This is a genomic window from Enterococcus sp. 9E7_DIV0242 (genome assembly GCF_002140975.2).
In the GTDB taxonomy this organism is placed as follows: Bacteria; Bacillota; Bacilli; order Lactobacillales; family Enterococcaceae; genus Enterococcus_L; species Enterococcus_L clewellii.
This window is the reverse complement of sequence record NZ_CP147247.1, coordinates 3,310,819-3,328,973: the sequence shown is the minus strand read 5'-3', so window position 1 is coordinate 3,328,973 and position 18,155 is coordinate 3,310,819. Positions and strand designations below refer to the sequence as shown.

The window sequence follows — 18,155 nt, the reverse complement described above, 5'->3', positions numbered from 1 at the left end:
GTTGAATTTCCCCTTATTGTCGAAGGAGTTGCTTCTGTCCCACCGTTTATCCGGTTTTAGGTGTATAGAGGTGTGTGGGATTGAGTTATGTCCTACACTCGTTTTTTTGTGACTCACTATGAATAGTCAAGAATAGATAGTGTAGATAATAAACAAAAATAAAAGAATAACTACAAGAAAGACTATTCCTGTTATCCGCATATACTTTAGTTCTTTGTACAGCTTCTCTTCTGTTCCCTTTAAGTGATAAATCTTTGATTTGAAATAAATGATCGACAACAAATTCGTGGTTGCGGCCAAAACAATGATTCCTAGCATCCACTCATTTTCTGCATTTCCCGATGGAAGATAGAGTAAAATCAATAACAGTATCTCTGTAATGACTGGACCCAACCAGTAAATTTGTGTCAACTCCGCAAGCTTCTCACGCTTCTTTATATCTTCTACAACATTTGATCCTTCTAACAACAAGCTATCTAAAGATAGCTCGAATAGATGAGCTAAACGGATCAAGCTTTCTATGTCTGGCGTAGTCCTCCCCGTTTCCCAATTGGAGATTGTTTTTTTCGAAACAAATAGCTTTTCTGCCAATTGATCCTGTGTCAATTGCTGCTCGTTCCGTTCCCTTTTAACCACTTGACTGATTTCCATTTCTACTCACCTACACCCTAAAATTTTGCAAACTATCTGCCATTTAGTTTATCTATATTTCTCATTATCGGCAATGGAAAGTCCTTTCCACTGTTGATATATAAGGGTTTTTAACCTAAAAAATCTCTACTGCGATTGTGTTCAAAAACAGCTTCCAGAGAAAAATTTCTCTGGAAGCTGTTGGCCTAATAATTGACTTACCCTCTTTTTTCAATTGAAATATATGTCACTACACCCAAAAGCATCACCACAATAGCGACAATGATTGCAGCCATTCCGGCAAAGATGCCAAAGCTAGTAGACAAGAGCCCTGTGATGATCGGCATCGTGATACCACCGACGCCACCAATAATCAGCAGCCAACCCATTGCCATTGGATATTTTCTGATTGAAGGTCCTGCGATGGTCATTGCAGTTGGATATATCCCCCCCATTGAAGCACCTAGCCCAAAAATGGCTAGGACGATCACAGAAAAATTCTGTGTCGACAGCAACAAGAAATAGAAAAAACTCGCACCGATGCTAATGATCAGCAGTAAACGACTACGCTTCAAGCGGTCCCCATAAAAGGTACATGCTAATCGTCCAATCAAAATGGCTAACCATAAAAGAGATGCCAGTAGTTGCGCTTGCTGAACACTCATAATAGCTGCATCCACAAAATATTTGACCAACCAGCCTGTAATTGCTGCTTCTGCACATAGATAGAAAAACAAGATTACAACAGTATTCCAAAATAGCTTATCTTTGAAAAAGGCATAATTTTTTCCTTGTGACGAGGCTTTCCCCTGTATCATTTCATCCTCTATAGGCATTTTCGAGAACATCCATTGCGAAACCAAAATTAAGGCTACAATGATCAAGCAGCTGACCTTCCAACCATAATCGCCAACTATCATTGTTGTTAAAATAACAAGGAATGGTGCTAGTAGTGCCCCAATCGCAAATAGACTGTGAAGAAAATTCAGCGCTGCCGGACTACTGTCAGAAACATCATTGACCGTTTTATTATTAAAATTCGATATACTGCCGCGACTGATTCCAGTAAAGAAAAAAGCAGCTAACAGGAGCCACGTCTGGCCTGTCACAACAATCATCAAAAAACCCACCATAACAAAGCTGCTTAAGAATAAAATAGATTTTTTACGCCCCAGATAGACAGGTAATATGCCTGCAAGCAGGCCAGCAAGTAAATTCCCAGCTTGATGACTGGAAATCAGCATACCACTTACTGTATCGTTTAACGCATACGACTCACTTAATAATGGCAACAAAGAACCAAAAATCATTGCATACAGTCCATTGACAAAAAAGATAAAGAAGCAGCAGCGAATGATATATTTATTGGCCTCGCTTAGCTCCTGATAAAATGAATTCTTCAACATTTTGATTAAACCCTTCCTACATTCCTTCTTCTTTCGATATTTTTTCCTATTCAGAAATTTAAATTTCCAAAAAATAAATCAGATACCACCATCATAGGCTGAAATGAAAAGAAATTCAAGCCCTTTTATCAAAAGAAAACGAAACAGCTATAAACAAGCGCAAATAGACAAACAATCATCAAAATGATAACTGTCTGTCCTCTGCACTTGAATAGATGAGCAGTGGAAAAAAATGCATCTTGTCTGCTTCTTCAAGCATTGACTTTCCACCTAGTTTTCCCCTATAAATTAACAGTTAAAAACCGTTTGACTGATTTTTTATAGGCCATTGCAATCGAAAGGATATACACCCCTATCCCTACGATCAAAATCGGTAGCTGACTAAGCTGATCCGTCCATTGAACCGAGTCCAGCCAAGAAAATTGCGGAACATGAACAAGCCCTTCAGCAATCACAGCAACCATCGTCGCGGCTGTCGCACCCGCAAAAAATGGCCCACCGATTTTATAAGCGGTTTTAAAGTATCCTGTCAAAAAAAGATAATTGAATACCGCAAATATCAACAAACCGAAGCCATAATAGGCCGTATTTGCTTCGATCCCCACTGGGTTTCCAGCTGGCAAAAATGTTAAGCGTAGCCATGCGAAAGGCAGCGAGAACAGGATCAGAACTAGCTGTGAAGCCACCAATATAAGCATTTTCGATGTAACCACGTCCGCTTTTTTGATAGGCAGAAATGCCGTATAATAAATATCATTCGTTTCTCTGACATACATAAAATTAACAAAATTACCAATGCAGCTAAATAGAAAAACCATGGTGTAGGGATATGCCGGAATCAGAATTAACGGACCCATCAATGTAAAAACATACAGGTTCGGATGTGCAGCCAAGCGCAGCTCTTTATAAAGTAAATTAGAAATCATAGCGTTTGCCCTCCATTCGGATCATAATTTCCTCCAAAGACAAATCATCGAGATCTTCTGGTGTTTTTAGGTACTGGAAAGACTGAATAAATGCCTGCTTAGTCGCCGATCCAACTATAGCACCTTCCTTGATATAAATGACATTATCCGCACACTTCTCTAAATCAGATGTGATGTGGGTCGAAAAAAGAATACTTCGTTCCCCGTTTTTGACGATCTGTAAAAAAATCGCAATCAACTCATCACGTGACACCGGATCAAGACCACTTGTCGGCTCGTCGAAAATCAACAGCTTGGCTTGATGAGAAAGAGCCAGCGCAATAGAATACTTGACCTGCATCCCTGCAGACAACTCTTTGACCTTTTTGTCCGGATCTAAAGAAAAAGTCGTTAAATATTGTTGGTAAGCTTCTTCATCCCAATTCGGATAAAATCGTTTCGTCACCTTCGTAATATCTCTAAGCTTTTTTTCCTTATAGAAATCAAAACCACCCAGTACAACACCCAAATTTTGCTTACAAAAAATTTCTTCCTTTAAAAACTCTTTCCCAAACATCATCACCTGTCCTCGATCCATTGGAATCAGATTCAAGATAGCTTTCAGAGTCGTTGATTTACCTGCACCATTTTTGCCAATCAAGCCAATGATTTTTCCTGCTGGAATCGTAAAACTGATGTCACGAATTTCAAAAGATGGATACGCCTTTGCCATATCTTTGACCTCAAGTAATACCATCACTGCTCCTCTTTTCTTGGTATAAGATTGTCTATTGCTTGTCCCGTCACTCGAGAAAACGTTGAATTTTTGAGCATTGCAAGTCCCTCGGTTGCTGGATTCGTATCCCCAAGCACAACGAGTGTGTCACCGGCTTTGATGCCTAAGGTGTCGCGTGCTTTCTTCGGAAGTACGACTTGACCACGCTCACCTACAGTAACCACACCAAAAATATATTTATTCACCGGACCAATCGGCATGCCCGTTGATTCCGGATCATGACGAACAAGATCATTCAATGATACCTCATACAAATCAGCTAATAATGTACAGTTAATCAAATCTGGCATTGACTCTCCATTTTCCCACTTCGCAACAGCTTGACGGGAAACACCGATTTTTTCTGCGATAAACTCCTGAGACCAGCTCGTTTTACTGCGTAAATAGCGTAAATTTTCAGCAATCAGATTCTTTTGATTATTCATACTTTTCACACCTCTCTCCATTGACTATACCCTATTTCAAGAAGCATGCACACCAACCATCCCTAACAAATACTGTTAACAAAAGTTACGTGTCCATTAGATAAATACAAAAAGAGCTTCACAGAAAATTTCTCTGTAAAACTCTTTTTCAAAAATCAGATTATTCTCGTACCAAGGCTTGTGTGGTACAGCGGAAAGAGCCACCAAAAATTCTGGAAACTTGATAGTCGATTCCATGAACCACGATTCCTCTTGCTTGGATCTGTTCAATCAGAGCAATAAATGCACTATCTGTAATATACACATGGTCATTTATCGGCAATCCATTTGTCATTAGTAAGGATGCCTCTTTCAAAGAAACAGGTATTTTTTCCCAAGTCTGTAACTCTTTAGGAACCCCATCTAAAAAAGCTTCCCCACAAACGATCATCAGCCCTTCTCTCAACAGACTTAACGCACAGTCCAAATGTAAAATATGCGGATGCAATCGAACAGGAATGACTTCATAGCCAAAATGTTGCAAAAGATGCTGAAGCCAAAGAATCCCTTGCAGATTACTGGCTAATCCGGAATAACCGACAAAAACCGTTTTTCCTAAAACAAGTACATCGCCACCCTCGATAAAAGGCCCTGCTTCACTGTTTTCACTCATCGAGGTATCGGGTTGAGGTATCGCAAGATAATACCCATCAGCTTCTGCCATCCATTCATTGAGGATTGGGCGAATGGGTAAAATCTCATGGCGTCGATGCATAAACTTCAAGTTTCCTTCAATCAACAGATTTCCAACTGTAAAGAAGGGATCTCTTGAAAAAAAGTTGCTGTAGCCTACGCCTGACTGTACCCCTGATTCTTTTTCATAATCGGTCAAAAGTCTGGGTCTCAGCACTTCTACTCCGTAAGATTCTAACAAAGCCTGCATTGTCTGTTTCTCTATTTCCCAGCGCTGTTGCTTTTCAGGATCAACTAAAGCGAGGTCCTTACCTGCACTATTTCTTGCAAGCTTCGCATTTTCTTCTGTCAAAAATGAATCATCAAATGCTTCGTCACCTTTTTCTGATGGAAAACAGAATTGAGACTGTGCCAACACTACAGACCGCAACGGGGCAAATTCACTTACTACATTGATTTTTTTCATTTCTATTCCCTCCATCAAAGATTCTCTCCACTCAGGATAACGATAAAAGAGCAGTATGTCGAAAAAGAAGCTTAGTGACCTTAGGAATAACAGAAACATCTAGTGATTTTGAAGCTCAAAACTGCCTATTTCATCGATGTTATTGCCCATATTATCGCCAGTATAAAGCTGTATCTTGTATACAGAGGTTTTGTCTAATGCACTTAAATCAATAGATAAGCTGAACGTTGTCAACCGGTTTTCCCCACCAGTGGTATAACTTGGTGTTTCAGTCTTAACGCCATTTTTATAAACCTCAAGATTATAAGATGGCCAATCCGAACCTTCTGCCACATCTGCAGGGATGCTAAACGTAACCATTGTCTGTAAAGCATCACTATTGGCTTTGATATCATAGAGTGTCGTCGCTTGAATAATTTCCGGTTGAGCGGTTTGTGTCAAGGGTTTGTAGGTAACATCAAATTGCCAATCGCCTTCATATTTTAGCGCCGTGTCAACACTAAACGAGTCGCTATTATTTTCCATCGCCTCGGCAAGTTTCGCCTCATACTCATCACGATCCTCCCAAGCTAATTGGTAGATATGAAGGGATAAATTGGCATTTTCCGGAATTTTTTCTTGATCAAAGGTTGACACAACAGAGCCATAAAAGGTATCTCCTTCCATACGAAAGGTTGACATAGAAGAAACCCCGCCAAACATGTCCTCCGTACTTCCATCAGCAAAAAGTCCCAAACGAATATCCTGGAAATTTGAACCCGCAGCGATCTGCTTTTCCAATAAAGTTTTGAGTTTCTCATCCTCTATCTTAAACTGATAATCGAAGGCAAATTTTTGCTTCGTCGCTACAAATTTTGTCAGCTTGATTTCACGACCATTTTGCGTACTTGTCAATTCAAGATTTACTGGAATCTCACTGCTTTCTACCGTTGCCACACCTGAATCTTTGCTGATGCCCAGTACTTGCTCAATGGCCGCACCGACAGGCGTTTGCGTCAATACTAAAAGCAATACAGCTGCGACAATTGCCAGAACCGCTATTCTTCTTTTCCAAGGATTTCTTTTGACGATGTTTTCCTCTTGCTTGATTTCCTGATTTAAAATCTTTTCCTGATTCCGGACTAATTTTTCCATCACTTCGGCTGGAATCTCTTTTTCTTTTTTCATCAGTTCCCTCATTTTCTTATCCATTTTGTTCCACCTCCAGTATTCTCTTTAGCTGTTGCTTCCCGCGTGCCAGCCTTGTTTTGACCGTATTTGCTGAGAGACTCAGTTGTCCGGCGATTTCCTTGATGCTAAAGCCGGAATAGTAATATAGAACGAGAGGGATTCTATATCTTTCTGACAGCTTATTTAATTCCTGTGTTAGATCAGACTCTTCATGACTGCCTTCGTCAATGCCTCCATGCTTTTCTTCAAAGGCAATTACTTCTACTCTCTTGCCCAGAATATCTCTGGCTATGTTGGTCATGATCATAAAAATCCAAGAGTTAAATGCCGCTTCGTTTTTAAGTGTACGTATTTTCTTCCAAGCACGAATCTCTGTTTCCTGCAGACAGTCAGCCACATCTGCATCATTCAAAAGTATTTTATAAGCTGAATTATATAAAACCACTCGATACGCTGTACAAAGCTCGATAAAAGCTTGGGCATCTCCTTTTTTAGCCCTCTTAACCAACCTTACCTGTAATTCCTTTTCCATACCCCACCCGCTTTCTTCTCTATGCCTATTAGACAGCATTTTCTGCATAAAAGTTTCATTTTTATCCTATTTATTTTTTCTTGGTACAACTTCCTATTTTCTAAGAACTATTCCTATCGTCTAAACGTACGATTCTGTAAAATCAATCGATACGCTTTCCAACACTCTATAAAAACCTATTTACCTTTCATTTTACCCTTTTATCCACTCTTACCTGTAATTTTTTCATCTATCACCCGCTTTCCCCTTACATCTGTTAGACTGGATTTCCAGCAGAAATGTTTCATTATAAAAATATTTTTTATTATTCTTTCCGAAAAAAACATACAAAAAAACCCAAGGAACTATTGAATATAGTCCCTTGAACCTGTCAAGAAATTAACTATAGCTATTTGAGCCTAAAACATAGCTATTCCCACTAAGCTTTCCCTTTTTCAAGCATTTATTCTAACTTGCTTTCTGCTTTTAAAGAGAGGTCGCATTCGCATCCAAATCATCCGAAGCCTCAGTTCCATCCGTTGATGGAATCAGCCCTTCCGGTAGAGAATCTAAGATGTCTTCAACTGTCGGGATTTCGAATCCTTCCGGCTTTTCTTCCGACCATGTTTTTCCACCATCTGTCGAGTATTTCATCTTACCGTCCTCACCTTTTGCGATTACGCTGTTCTCGGGTGTTTCCAGCCCTTCCGGCACCTCCTCTGACCAAGTTTTTCCTTCATCCGTCGAATAAACGACTTTTCCATCTTGAAGTTTCATCAAAATCCCATCAGCAACTGACATGGTAAACCCGTTCTCTATCCAGTCGTTGATATCCTGTAGCGGATCAGACCACGTTTTCCCTCCATCCTCTGAATATTTCCATTGTCCATCAACTGGATCAAACTCTGACAGTTGCTTACCGTCTTCGCTCATCCAGGTCAAAGTCCCATCCTTCGCTATCTCGACACCTTCCGGTACGTCATCTGTCCACGTTTTCCCTCCATCAGAAGAAAACTGCCATTCATCCTCCTCCCGTTTCATAATTACACCATTCCCCGCCTCATCCGCAAACGGAAACTCCGCAATTTCACCATTCGCAGAACTAGTCAAGCCCTTCATTTTCGCTGAATCATAGTACAGGCGACCATCATCTCCTTGGTAGATTCCTTCTGGCGGAGTATCTGTCCATGTTGCCCCATCATCAGAAGAGAATTGCCATTTATTGCTGCGTCTTCTGATTTTTGTCCCTTCCAAACTATTGGCGCTTTTTTCGACCTTAGAAGAGACATTGAGAGCTGGCAACGTCGCATTTTCCTTTAAAGTCGTGTTTTTCCCTAAATGATAGGCACCTATTGTCAAGCCGACAATCAGAAGAATCGCCCCAGTCCGAACGCTGACGGGTAATTGTCTTAAAGCATACTTTGTCCTGCTGCTGAATAGCTTTCCTCTTTTTCTATTATTGAATCGATTATCCTTCATATTGATTTCCTCCTGTTGTTCTATTTGATACACTCACTATACGGGCATAACCTTTAACGAACCTCTAATCGTCCTATTTTTTTCTATTAAAAATAAGGAAGAACATTCAGGCTTGATTCAAGCTTGATTCGTTATACTTTCTATGACATGTCCCACTATTGATTTGACATGGTCGGCACGTGGAAATCGAATACAATACAATGAATGAGGAATAAGAACTACCAAAAATTACTGAAAAGGAGAAAACAGCTATGAAGCTTCTTTTGATTGAAGATGAACAGATGCTGGCAGAAGCCGTCGCACAAATGTTGAAGAAGGACGGTTATTCAGTAGATATAGCGGAGGATGGAGAGTACGGCTTGGACTGTCTACTTTCAGATATTTATGATATAGCAGTGTTGGATATCATGCTTCCAAAAAAAGATGGACTAACCTTACTGAAAGAGGCTCGTGCAAAAAGAATAGATACCCCTATCTTGATGCTCACTGCGAAAGGGGAGCTAATGGATCGCGTAGAGGGACTGAACAGCGGAGCGGATGATTATTTGTGTAAACCATTCCAATACGAAGAACTGCTGGCTCGTTTGCGGGCGTTAGACCGAAGAAAAGAGAGCTATCATAAAGATGGACTTCTTTCGGTTGGCGATTTTACCCTGAACCCTTACACCTGTCTCCTTACCAAAGAAGAACATACAGTGAAACTGACAAATAAAGAAGCGGGTATTCTGGAGCTACTGATTGCTAATTACCCCCAATTGTCTTCCAAAGATGGGATCATCCAAAAAATCTGGGGCTTTGATTCTGAAGCAGAGGATAAGCATGTGGAAATTCAGATATCTCTTTTACGAAAAAAATTAAGAGATGTACAAAGTTCGACCCAAATCAATGTTGTTCGCCACTTAGGTTATATCTTAAACTATCCAACGAGGTGATTTATGCTAATAAAATTTCGAAATCAACTGATTGTTCTTATTACGGGATTAATCACCCTAATACTTGTGACTGCGCTAATTGCCGTATATCTTACAACCTCTATGCGGCTTCAATCGGAAAACGAGGAACGGCTCAATCGCACCGAAGAACTATATATAACAAATGGAGAACTCGCTTTCGATAATCAAAATGAAGAAGATCTTTCTAAAAATGAGCAATTGACAGTTAATCGCATCTCTCCGGGGTTAGGTATTTATTTTAATATGTTGGTCGACAAGGACGGACAGCTGGTCCTGATTGATTCCACTGTCAAACTGTCCCAAAAGCAGTACGAAAAAGCTGCAGCAGTTGCCTGGAAAGCGCAAGATGGCGGCACTCTCAAACTGGCTGATCGAGAATGGCAATACCTCGTATCACCCGCTGTTGCTTCCTTGATCACGGATCAAAAACAACAGATTAGTCAACAAAACCCTTCGTATCAAATCCGTTTTCTCGATATCACTGATTCAAAGAATGTACTGGCTTCTCTTCGCAAAACCTTACTTATAGTTGGTGGTCTACTGCTGCTCTTCTTTTTCCTTTTGACTGTCTTCTTTTCAAATTACGCTATTAAACCAATTGCGCAAGCTTGGAAAAAACAGCAACAGTTCATCACAGATGCTTCTCATGAATTAAAAACACCTTTAAGTATCATTCGTGCAAATACAGATGTTTTATATGCCAATCGATCAGAAACAGTCGAAGAACAAATTAAATGGGTCAACTATATCGCAAAGGGGACGAAAAGAATGGAAGAACTAGTAAATAGTCTGTTGTATCAGGCACGAGCAGATACGATCGATCCAGAACTGACGTTTCAAACTGTTGATGTAGAGGAGCTGTTGCATCATGTACTCGCGGCTTACGAATACCGACTGTCTGCGAAAAATATTTCCCTAAAAACAGATATGATTCCTTACACCCTTCAAACAGAACCAACTCTATTAAAGAAGCTAATCGAAATTCTGATGGATAATGCTGTCAAATATACAGAAAAAAACGAGGCCGTCGAAGTCAGCCTCTCAACAGAAAAAAATGTCGTCTTGATTACCGTGAAAAATTTTGGTAAAGGCATCTCTGCGGAGCATTTGCCAAAGCTCTTTGACCGTTTTTATCGTGTAGATGAAGCTAGACACAGTGAAAACAGCTACGGTTTAGGTCTTTCCATTGCCAAAGGTATTACTGAACAATTACGAGGAAGTATTTCAGTTGAAAGTCAGCTAGGCTCCTACACCCTCTTTACTATCAGAATACCCAAAAAAGTCTGAGGGGTATCTTGCAGTAATAAATAGTGTTTTATTAAATAAAAGAAACAGCCAAGTAAAATTTTCTACTTGACTGTTTCTTTGTTTCGTTTATTCACTGCCGTTCATCAGAATTGCATTTTATCTGCATACTGTTTCAACTGTTCCTCACGGATCGTATGAATCGCTTCGACAACAGTCGGATCACCGGAATGGTAGGCCTTATGAATTTCTGCTGAAACAGTTAGCAAGTTCTGTTCATGATCCGTCCCATTCTGCGAGACAAAAATCAAATGATGAATCGCCAGCTCACCGTTGCTGGCTGGTATCCGCACGCCATGCCGATTGTACTGGGCCAAATCTTCCCCACTGATTCGACAATAGAAACGGTCACGACAAGCAATTCGGTAAGGAACACTTCCCATATGCCGCTTGGTAAATGTAGCCTGTGAGTAATTTCGAGAGCAGCTGTCCTTACAAAAAGAGCGTCGCCCTTGCGGCAGTCGGTTGCCACACCACTTGCACGTCTGCTTCTCCTTGCGGAGATCGCACGCATTAAAGCCCAGCGCCTCTCCAAATTGTCGTTCATACTCCGCCAAGCTCAACCAGCTGCGCTGAAAGCCCCACTCCTGTTGTCGTAGTTGGCTGCCTTGTCCTTTATAGCTATGCTTTTCCGGTAACGCCTGAACGAGCCGATGCAACAACTCTTTTTCTTGAAGGGCCGTCTGCTTACTTACGGATAGTTTTTTCACTTCTTGCCCATCAAAAGTATAAACGGCCCGACAGCGAAAACACATGCACAGCGCAGTATGTGCCGTGTCCGTCAATAAAATATCCAGTTTTCGCTGACAGTTCGGACAATTCGCACCGACCGCCTTCACTCGTTTATATGACATAGCTGTTCATTTCTCCTGATAGTCGTATTCTTTCTATGCTAGACTTTACTTGAAAACGCCCATGTCTAGCAGCTTTTTCAGTCACACCCTAATTCTATTCTCTCATTTTACTATAATCCGGCTTGTTCGGCATACTGAAAATGACCTTTACAATGGATTTTTTTCGCGCTATCCTATCTACAAAGGAGGCGTGATCATGGCTATTGACTTAACTCGTGAACAACGGATAGAACTCTGGCAGCTGTTAACGCCCTTTCAACAGGAAACCTTGCAGGAGTTTAAACGCTATCAAATACAATCGCTTTTTCTAACAGAAAACTTTCTGAAGGATGAGGAATGGCTTTTTGTTGATTTCAAAGAAAATCCTATCTACCCCCACGGTGAAGAAGGCAGGCTTTTTTGTCGTTGTGGTCGAGAACTAAAATACCAATTCATCCTGGCCTCTGAAAAGACCGGTGAAACATTGACCTTAGGCTCTACACACTTCTCTCAGCATTTGGGTGTGACACCAAAGGTCGCCCAACAAGTACAAGCTGGCATCCATCACTTGGATCGCGGTGTAGATTTGATTTTACTCAGCGTTTCAAAAGGACTGCGCTTCCCCAGACGTTACTATAATCTATTTATTAACCGCGGCTTGAAAAAGCATTGCAGCAGTACTTTTCTGACGCGACTAGCTGCATTCGCCAAAGCTGATCTGCCGCTATATGAAGAGGATAGTCAAGAATTGATCGAGCAACTGAAGAAATCTGGCTTCAAACTCGAGACTCTTGGAGCACCAACCGCTTCGCATCCGGCTGACAATGCGCTAAAACGCTTGATTACTTTGATCCAACAGTATGAAATAGGTGAAGCCATCGCTTATGAAGATATTGCCGCTACGCTGAAAGCACCAGCAACAGACCTCGATCGCTGGCTCAGGCTTCTCGAAACAGAGCGGTTTCCCATCCAACTGAAAAAGGTCAATACAAGCTACTATCGAATCAAGTAACTCTATTACATTCTATAGAGAATCAGATCCATAATTTGCATCTTTTGATCTATACTTTTCTCGCACAGAGAGCCCGCTTTCATACAGAGCTTATATAACAACCAGAAAAAAATGCATCTTTGTCAGATGCATTTTTTCTATTTGAATTAGAAGTCTTAGATAAATCGTCCTGTGTAGCTGTCCCTACATTTCCGAACCGTTTCCGGCGTCCCTTGAACAACCAGATTGCCGCCGCCAGCTCCACCTTCAGGGCCAAGATCGATGATCCAATCGACGTTACGGATCACCTGCTGATTATGCTCAACAATAACAACAGTATGCCCAGCCTCTGCTAATGTAGCCAATAGTTCAAGTAAATTCTGAATATCTGAGAAGTGCAGGCCAGAGGTAGGCTCATCCAATACATACAGGTTTCGATCAGATGATTTCTTGCATAACGCCTTTGCCAGCTTCAGACGCTGTGCCTCTCCTCCAGATAGTGTCCGTATCCCCTGTCCCAGTTTGAGGTACCCAAGCCCCACATCACAAAGCGTTTGTAAGGCTACAGTAATTTTCTTATTCTTGTCAAACAAGTGACGTGCTTCTTCAACGGGGAGCGCCAATACCTCAAAGATATTTTTTTCTTCATAGAGAATATCCAACACCTGTTTCTTATAGCGCTTCCCATGACAAGTTGGACAAACAGCTGTGATATCTGCTGCAAATGGAACAGTTATTGTTTGCACACCTTCTCCTTTACACGCATCACATTGCCCTTCTTTGCTGTTGAAGCTGAAGGCAGAGGCTGTCAGCTTCTCGCTTTCGGCTTGTGTCTCCCTAGCAAACAACAGACGAATCTCATCAAACACTCCGATGAATGTCGCAAGAACCGAACGTTTATTACCGGAAACAGGTGATTGCGAGGCATGGATCACTTGTTGAATATCCTCTATCCCTTCAATCGAGCAAAGAACCTGCTTGCCTACCTGATTCAAATGAGCTTCAACAGCAGGGATAAGTACTTTTTCGACCAAACTGCTTTTTCCCGACCCGCTGACTCCTGTAATACAGGTCATGTGTCCTTTAGGAAATTGAACAGTGATATTCTTCAAATTATTTTCTCGAGCATCAGCCACCGTCACCCACTTCGTTAGCGTAGGGCGATTTAGCTGAATCTGTTTTCGTCCAGTTAGAAACTGCGCTGTCTCTGTATCGGCACGAAAAAGCTTTTGAGGATTTCCCTGCCAAATAATTTCTCCGCCATGCTGTCCAGCACCCGGACCAATCTCAATTAGCCAATCTGCCGCCTGCAACATCGTCTCCTCATGTTCCACTACAAGGATCGTGTTGCCTTCCTCTTTCAATTGCTTCAATGCTCGGATAATGCTTGGGTAGTCTCTTGGATGCAGTCCGGCAGTTGGTTCATCCATGACATATAGCAGTCCCGAAAGCCCAATGCCCATCTGAGCAACTAACTTCAATCGCTGCAGCTCGCCACCTGAGAGGGTCGGAATTGTGCGTGCAAGCGTCAAATAAGAGAGTCCTACTTCCTTTAGACAGATTACCTTTTGATATATTTCCTTCAACAACGGTTGAGCTACTTGTAGTTCATGAGGTAATAAAACGGACGGCAAGGACTGAACCCACTCAAGCAAAGCTTCCATTGTCATCGCCGCTATCTGCGGATAGCGAAGCCCGGCCAATGTGACCATCCGACCTTCTCTTGCAAGTCGCTCGCCTTCACACACTGGGCAAGTCACCGCACGCATATACTCCATCGTAATCTGCTCAGCTGTATTTCCACCCTTTTGGAGCAATCGGTTTAAAACTGGGATTGCGCCCTCGACTACTCGTGTGATCGTTCCGCTTCGACCATTTTTCGGATGAACATAACTCCATGATACTTCCTCTTCTCCACTGCCATAGAGTGCCATCTGGCGAAAAGTCTCCGGCAGCTCTTGCCACGGCAGTTCGAGGTCGATTCCTTTGGCATTCGCCAAGGCCAGTAGTTCCCCACGCATCCAATTCGCTGTCGGCTTTTTACTGAAGGCACGAACATCGCCCCAGTAAGTAGAAGCCTCATCCAATACCGAGCGCTCTGGATGAGCTACGACAAGCGCCGGATCGATTGCAATCGTTTTTCCCAAACCATTACACGCACTGCACATACTTTCAGGATTATTGAAGCTGAAAAGTGCCGGTGTCATTTCAAACAAAATCGTCTGACACTGGTAACACATCTCGCGGTTTTGCAACAGAATCGGCTCACCTCCATCAATTGAAAGGTAAAAAGCTCCTTTTCCAACTTCCAACGCTTGTCCAACAACAGCTTCCCATCGAACTTCTTTCCCCTTCCCTGACTGAACGAGGACGTCCATTTTTCCATAAGAAAGCAGCTGTAGGTCATGCTCTGAACCTAACTGGCGAAGAATGATTACTAATTCATCCTGACTTCTCGGTCGTACCGATTTTCCACAATTCGGACAGTGACGATGACCAATCTCTGTATAGAGCAAACGAAGGCGATCTTGAATACCGGTAAATGTCCCAACTGTTGATCGAGGATTCCGCCCAATCGACCGTTGCGCGATCGCTACAGCTGGCGGTAACCCAGTAATCGTATCAACTGATGGTTTTTCTATACTGTCTACCGTTTCAGAAAGACGTAAACGACTTTCCGCATACAGAGTATCAAAAGCAAAGCTGGATTTCCCGCTCCCACTAACTCCCGCAACAGCGATAATTTTTTCTTTCGGGATGACCACATCGATATTCTTCAAATTATTCTGCCTTGCGCCATGGATAATGATTTCATTTGCAGCTCCTTGCTCCGCTGTCGTTTCCTCAAGAATCGTTGCGGCTAAAGCACTTGGTCCTGTTTTTAGAAAAGAATCTAATTGTTCCTCATCGCTGTCATCCAATACTAGCTTTTTCTCAGAAGATGTTGTCTCCAGCTCTTTATACTCTGGCCAGTGCGTCAGCCAAGAAGGAACCTTGTAGTCCGACACGACATCCACAGACGGAATATAAGATCGAATATCTATAAACGGCGTACGATCAAAGCAGTCTAAACCAATCACTTCAATCGATTGCTCTTCATAATCAATCGCTAGGATCTGCACAACCGTTAAGGCAATCGGATTGGGCCGGACAGGGGAACGAGTGGCCAGCACACCACTTCTGGGCGCATTTTCGTATGGCGGCTCCCCTTGCAAGCTTCTTCGATATTCTTTTTTATCAAAGCGAGAAAACCACCACAACACTTTGACATACTCGCTGCCACTGATACTTGCTAAGAAGCTATCAAAGTCCTCAGGGTAGAGGAAATACCGTCCCTGTTTTTTTCTTATTTGCCCTGCTGAAGCAAGCTGAAGTACCTCATCCCCACCGGTTTTCTCCGCTTTATCCGGTTGAGCAGTGTCAATCATTTGTTGTTCCGTAAGCAGGCGATCCTCACAAGGAATATATGGCTTGATATCATAGACTGCATTTCCTTCTAACAAGCCGCCACCCTCCGCTAAAACAAGCCTGCCATTTTTTTCATCTACCTCAGACATTGCCAACACACGTACCTTCAAACGACCACGGCCATCACTAAAAATAAACGTTGCGTGGCTGAACAAGGATAGATTTTTCATCGCAGCTGTCAGCCTTTTTTCTGTCATTTCAACAACCAGCATATCCGCTTCTTTGTGAACAGTGCCAATCGCTTTCAGTTCATATCTATCCATCGAACTCCTCCTTGATTCTGGGGCTTCTCTATCAATCACCCCAGCTCTGTACCTCCATCATAAAGCCTCACATGATGTGAGGGTCAACCTTCGATTTTTTCATTATTTATTGTTATGCTCAAATCAAAAAAATGGAGCAACCCTCAGATCATTTATCTGTGGTTACTCCACTGCTTATTAAAAAAATCATTTATCTATAATCGTTTTTGTTAGCGTCTGACATTCAACCCCGTCTTCAAGATAGACTTCTGATGACAGCACATATCCGTTTTTCTTGTAAAATTCGACAGCAGTCAACTCAGAATGGATATCTAGCTTTTCTATCCCTTCGGAAGCAGCGTATTCCTCCATCAATTGAATCAGCTTTGAGCCTAAATGATAGCCTCTATAGTCTTTTATCGTTGCCACCCGGGTGATTTTAGCGAAGCCATCCGCTACTTTTGTAAATCTGGCTGTGGCTACAGGAAGCTCGCCTTCATACGCTACTGCATACGTCGTCCCATCCCCATCATTTTCATCAAACTCATCTTGAATGGGGATATGTCTCTCCAACACAAAAACCGTCATACGAACAAAACAGCTGGCTGCTCGCTGCCAAGGTGTATTATTCAGAACAAAAGAAAAAGAATCCATCCGATCGACCGCCTTTCTAATCAACTAAAGGAACACAACTGACTTTGTAAAAGCAAACTTAAAAATTCATCATCAGGCTTATTTGGTAACAGTCAAAACAACATAACTCTAAAACCGTTGCACACACTCAACTGAAGCGTAAAAAGTTTTGGAAGCATTCAAAACAGCATAGCTCTAAAACAGGTATTTTGGAACAAGCTAAGAAAAGTATGTTTTGGAAGCATTCAAAACAGCATAGCTCTAAAACAACAATATGGACAAAAATTTATATTTAGTTGTTTTGGAAGCATTCAAAACAGCATAGCTCTAAAACGCAGTTAAGAACATTGTAGCCGCATTTGATGTTTTGGAAGCATTCAAAACAGCATAGCTCTAAAACAGCAAATTCAAAAGAAAATCGCTTTTAAATGTTTTGGAAGCATTCAAAACAGCATAGCTCTAAAACGTAAAAAGGGGATACATGACGACTTCCTTTGTTTTGGAAGCATTCAAAACAGCATAGCTCTAAAACATTTGTTTGGGTCTTCATCTATTAAAAACTGTTTTGGAAGCATTCAAAACAGCATAGCTCTAAAACTCAGTTGTTACAATTGTTGTTGTAACGCCTGTTTTGGAAGCATTCAAAACAGCATAGCTCTAAAACCGTCGGAATGATGGTAACAGATACAACATTGTTTTGGAAGCATTCAAAACAGCATAGCTCTAAAACTCATTAGTTCTCTTTTGACTTTCTTTGATAGTTTTGGAAGCATTCAAAACAGCATAGCTCTAAAACGTATCAGAAGTGAATGAAACTCTAGCAACTGTTTTGGAAGCATTCAAAACAGCATAGCTCTAAAACTATTCTTCATGTGTCACCCCTTCTTGTTGTGTTTTGGAAGCATTCAAAACAGCATAGCTCTAAAACATATATTGTTTGTCATCTGTTCACTCCTCTGTTTTGGAAGCATTCAAAACAGCATAGCTCTAAAACGTATCAGAAGTGAATGAAACTCTAGCAACTGTTTTGGAAGCATTCAAAACAGCATAGCTCTAAAACACTATAAAGGACAAAGAAGAGTTCAGTCAAGTTTTGGAAGCATTCAAAACAGCATAGCTCTAAAACGTTCCAATTCAACGTATAGCCGTTGTTTTGGTTTTGGAAGCATTCAAAACAGCATAGCTCTAAAACTTCCTCATTAAAATTACCTTTTACATAGTCGTTTTGGAAGCATTCAAAACAGCATAGCTCTAAAACTTGTCGTATCAG

At 41.5% G+C, this 18,155-nt stretch carries 15 protein-coding genes and 1 CRISPR repeat array (1 of these 16 running past the window's edge); of the genes, 3 read left to right on the top strand and 12 right to left on the bottom strand.

The annotated features are described in order from the left end of the window. Positions 1-126: 126 nt before the first annotated feature. The 9 genes from A5888_RS15760 to A5888_RS15720 form a co-directional block, all read right to left on the bottom strand. A complete protein-coding gene (locus A5888_RS15760; RefSeq protein ID WP_086350866.1) occupies positions 127-651 on the bottom strand; it encodes a helix-turn-helix domain-containing protein in 525 nt (174 codons plus the stop codon). 197 nt (positions 652-848) lie between these two features. After that, a complete protein-coding gene (locus tag A5888_RS15755) occupies positions 849-2,036 on the bottom strand; it encodes an MFS transporter (RefSeq protein WP_086350867.1) in 1,188 nt (395 codons plus the stop codon). Positions 2,037-2,317: 281 nt separating this feature from the next. Continuing rightward, positions 2,318-2,962, bottom strand: coding sequence for an ABC-2 transporter permease (locus A5888_RS15750; RefSeq protein WP_086350868.1), 645 nt, complete (start codon positions 2,960-2,962; stop codon positions 2,318-2,320). Then, positions 2,952-3,698 carry an ABC transporter ATP-binding protein gene (locus A5888_RS15745; RefSeq protein ID WP_086350869.1) on the bottom strand — a complete coding sequence of 249 codons (747 nt, stop codon included), beginning with the start codon at positions 3,696-3,698 and terminating at the stop codon, positions 2,952-2,954. Before A5888_RS15745 ends, A5888_RS15750 begins: the two co-directional genes overlap by 11 nt. Next, positions 3,698-4,162 (bottom strand): helix-turn-helix domain-containing protein, encoded by a 465-nt coding sequence (locus A5888_RS15740; protein ID WP_086350870.1) that lies wholly within the window; start codon positions 4,160-4,162, stop codon positions 3,698-3,700. Before A5888_RS15740 ends, A5888_RS15745 begins: the two co-directional genes overlap by 1 nt. Positions 4,163-4,322: 160 nt before the next feature. After that, positions 4,323-5,300 carry a dimethylarginine dimethylaminohydrolase family protein gene (locus tag A5888_RS15735; RefSeq protein WP_086350871.1) on the bottom strand — a complete coding sequence of 326 codons (978 nt, stop codon included), beginning with the start codon at positions 5,298-5,300 and terminating at the stop codon, positions 4,323-4,325. Between the two features lie 99 nt (positions 5,301-5,399). After that, the gene (locus A5888_RS15730; RefSeq protein WP_086350872.1) at positions 5,400-6,491 is read right to left on the bottom strand and encodes a hypothetical protein; all 1,092 of its coding nucleotides are present in this window, start codon (positions 6,489-6,491) and stop codon (positions 5,400-5,402) included. Beyond that, on the bottom strand, positions 6,484-7,002 hold the full coding sequence (locus A5888_RS15725) for an RNA polymerase sigma factor (protein WP_086350921.1): 519 nt from the start codon (positions 7,000-7,002) through the stop codon (positions 6,484-6,486). Before A5888_RS15725 ends, A5888_RS15730 begins: the two co-directional genes overlap by 8 nt. Positions 7,003-7,467: 465 nt before the next feature. Continuing rightward, entirely contained in the window at positions 7,468-8,460 is a 993-nt protein-coding gene (locus A5888_RS15720) for a hypothetical protein (protein ID WP_086350873.1), read from the bottom strand. A 251-nt stretch (positions 8,461-8,711) separates the two neighbouring features. Between A5888_RS15720 and A5888_RS15715 the strand changes: the two genes are divergently transcribed. Together A5888_RS15715 and A5888_RS15710 are read left to right on the top strand one after the other, a co-directional pair. After that, positions 8,712-9,392: a response regulator transcription factor gene (locus A5888_RS15715; protein WP_086350874.1), complete on the top strand. Its 681-nt coding sequence runs from the start codon at positions 8,712-8,714 to the stop codon at positions 9,390-9,392. A 3-nt stretch (positions 9,393-9,395) separates the two neighbouring features. Continuing rightward, the gene (locus tag A5888_RS15710) at positions 9,396-10,700 is read left to right on the top strand and encodes a sensor histidine kinase (protein WP_249274555.1); all 1,305 of its coding nucleotides are present in this window, start codon (positions 9,396-9,398) and stop codon (positions 10,698-10,700) included. A gap of 104 nt (positions 10,701-10,804) precedes the next feature. On the opposite strand, the gene A5888_RS15705 is transcribed toward A5888_RS15710, so the two are convergent. After that, positions 10,805-11,572: a hypothetical protein gene (locus tag A5888_RS15705; protein WP_086350875.1), complete on the bottom strand. Its 768-nt coding sequence runs from the start codon at positions 11,570-11,572 to the stop codon at positions 10,805-10,807. Between the two features lie 196 nt (positions 11,573-11,768). On the opposite strand from A5888_RS15705, the gene A5888_RS15700 reads away from it, so the two are divergent. Beyond that, on the top strand, positions 11,769-12,563 hold the full coding sequence (locus tag A5888_RS15700; protein ID WP_086350876.1) for a hypothetical protein: 795 nt from the start codon (positions 11,769-11,771) through the stop codon (positions 12,561-12,563). A 155-nt stretch (positions 12,564-12,718) separates the two neighbouring features. On the opposite strand, the gene uvrA is transcribed toward A5888_RS15700, so the two are convergent. Continuing rightward, entirely contained in the window at positions 12,719-16,273 is a 3,555-nt protein-coding gene (uvrA, locus tag A5888_RS15695) for an excinuclease ABC subunit UvrA (RefSeq protein WP_086350877.1), read from the bottom strand. A 186-nt stretch (positions 16,274-16,459) separates the two neighbouring features. Further along, positions 16,460-16,906 (bottom strand): GNAT family N-acetyltransferase, encoded by a 447-nt coding sequence (locus A5888_RS15690; RefSeq protein WP_086350878.1) that lies wholly within the window; start codon positions 16,904-16,906, stop codon positions 16,460-16,462. Between the two features lie 79 nt (positions 16,907-16,985). Then, a CRISPR array of direct repeats spans positions 16,986-18,155; the repeat unit is 36 nt; unit sequence GTTTTGGAAGCATTCAAAACAGCATAGCTCTAAAAC (it continues 582 nt past the right edge of the window).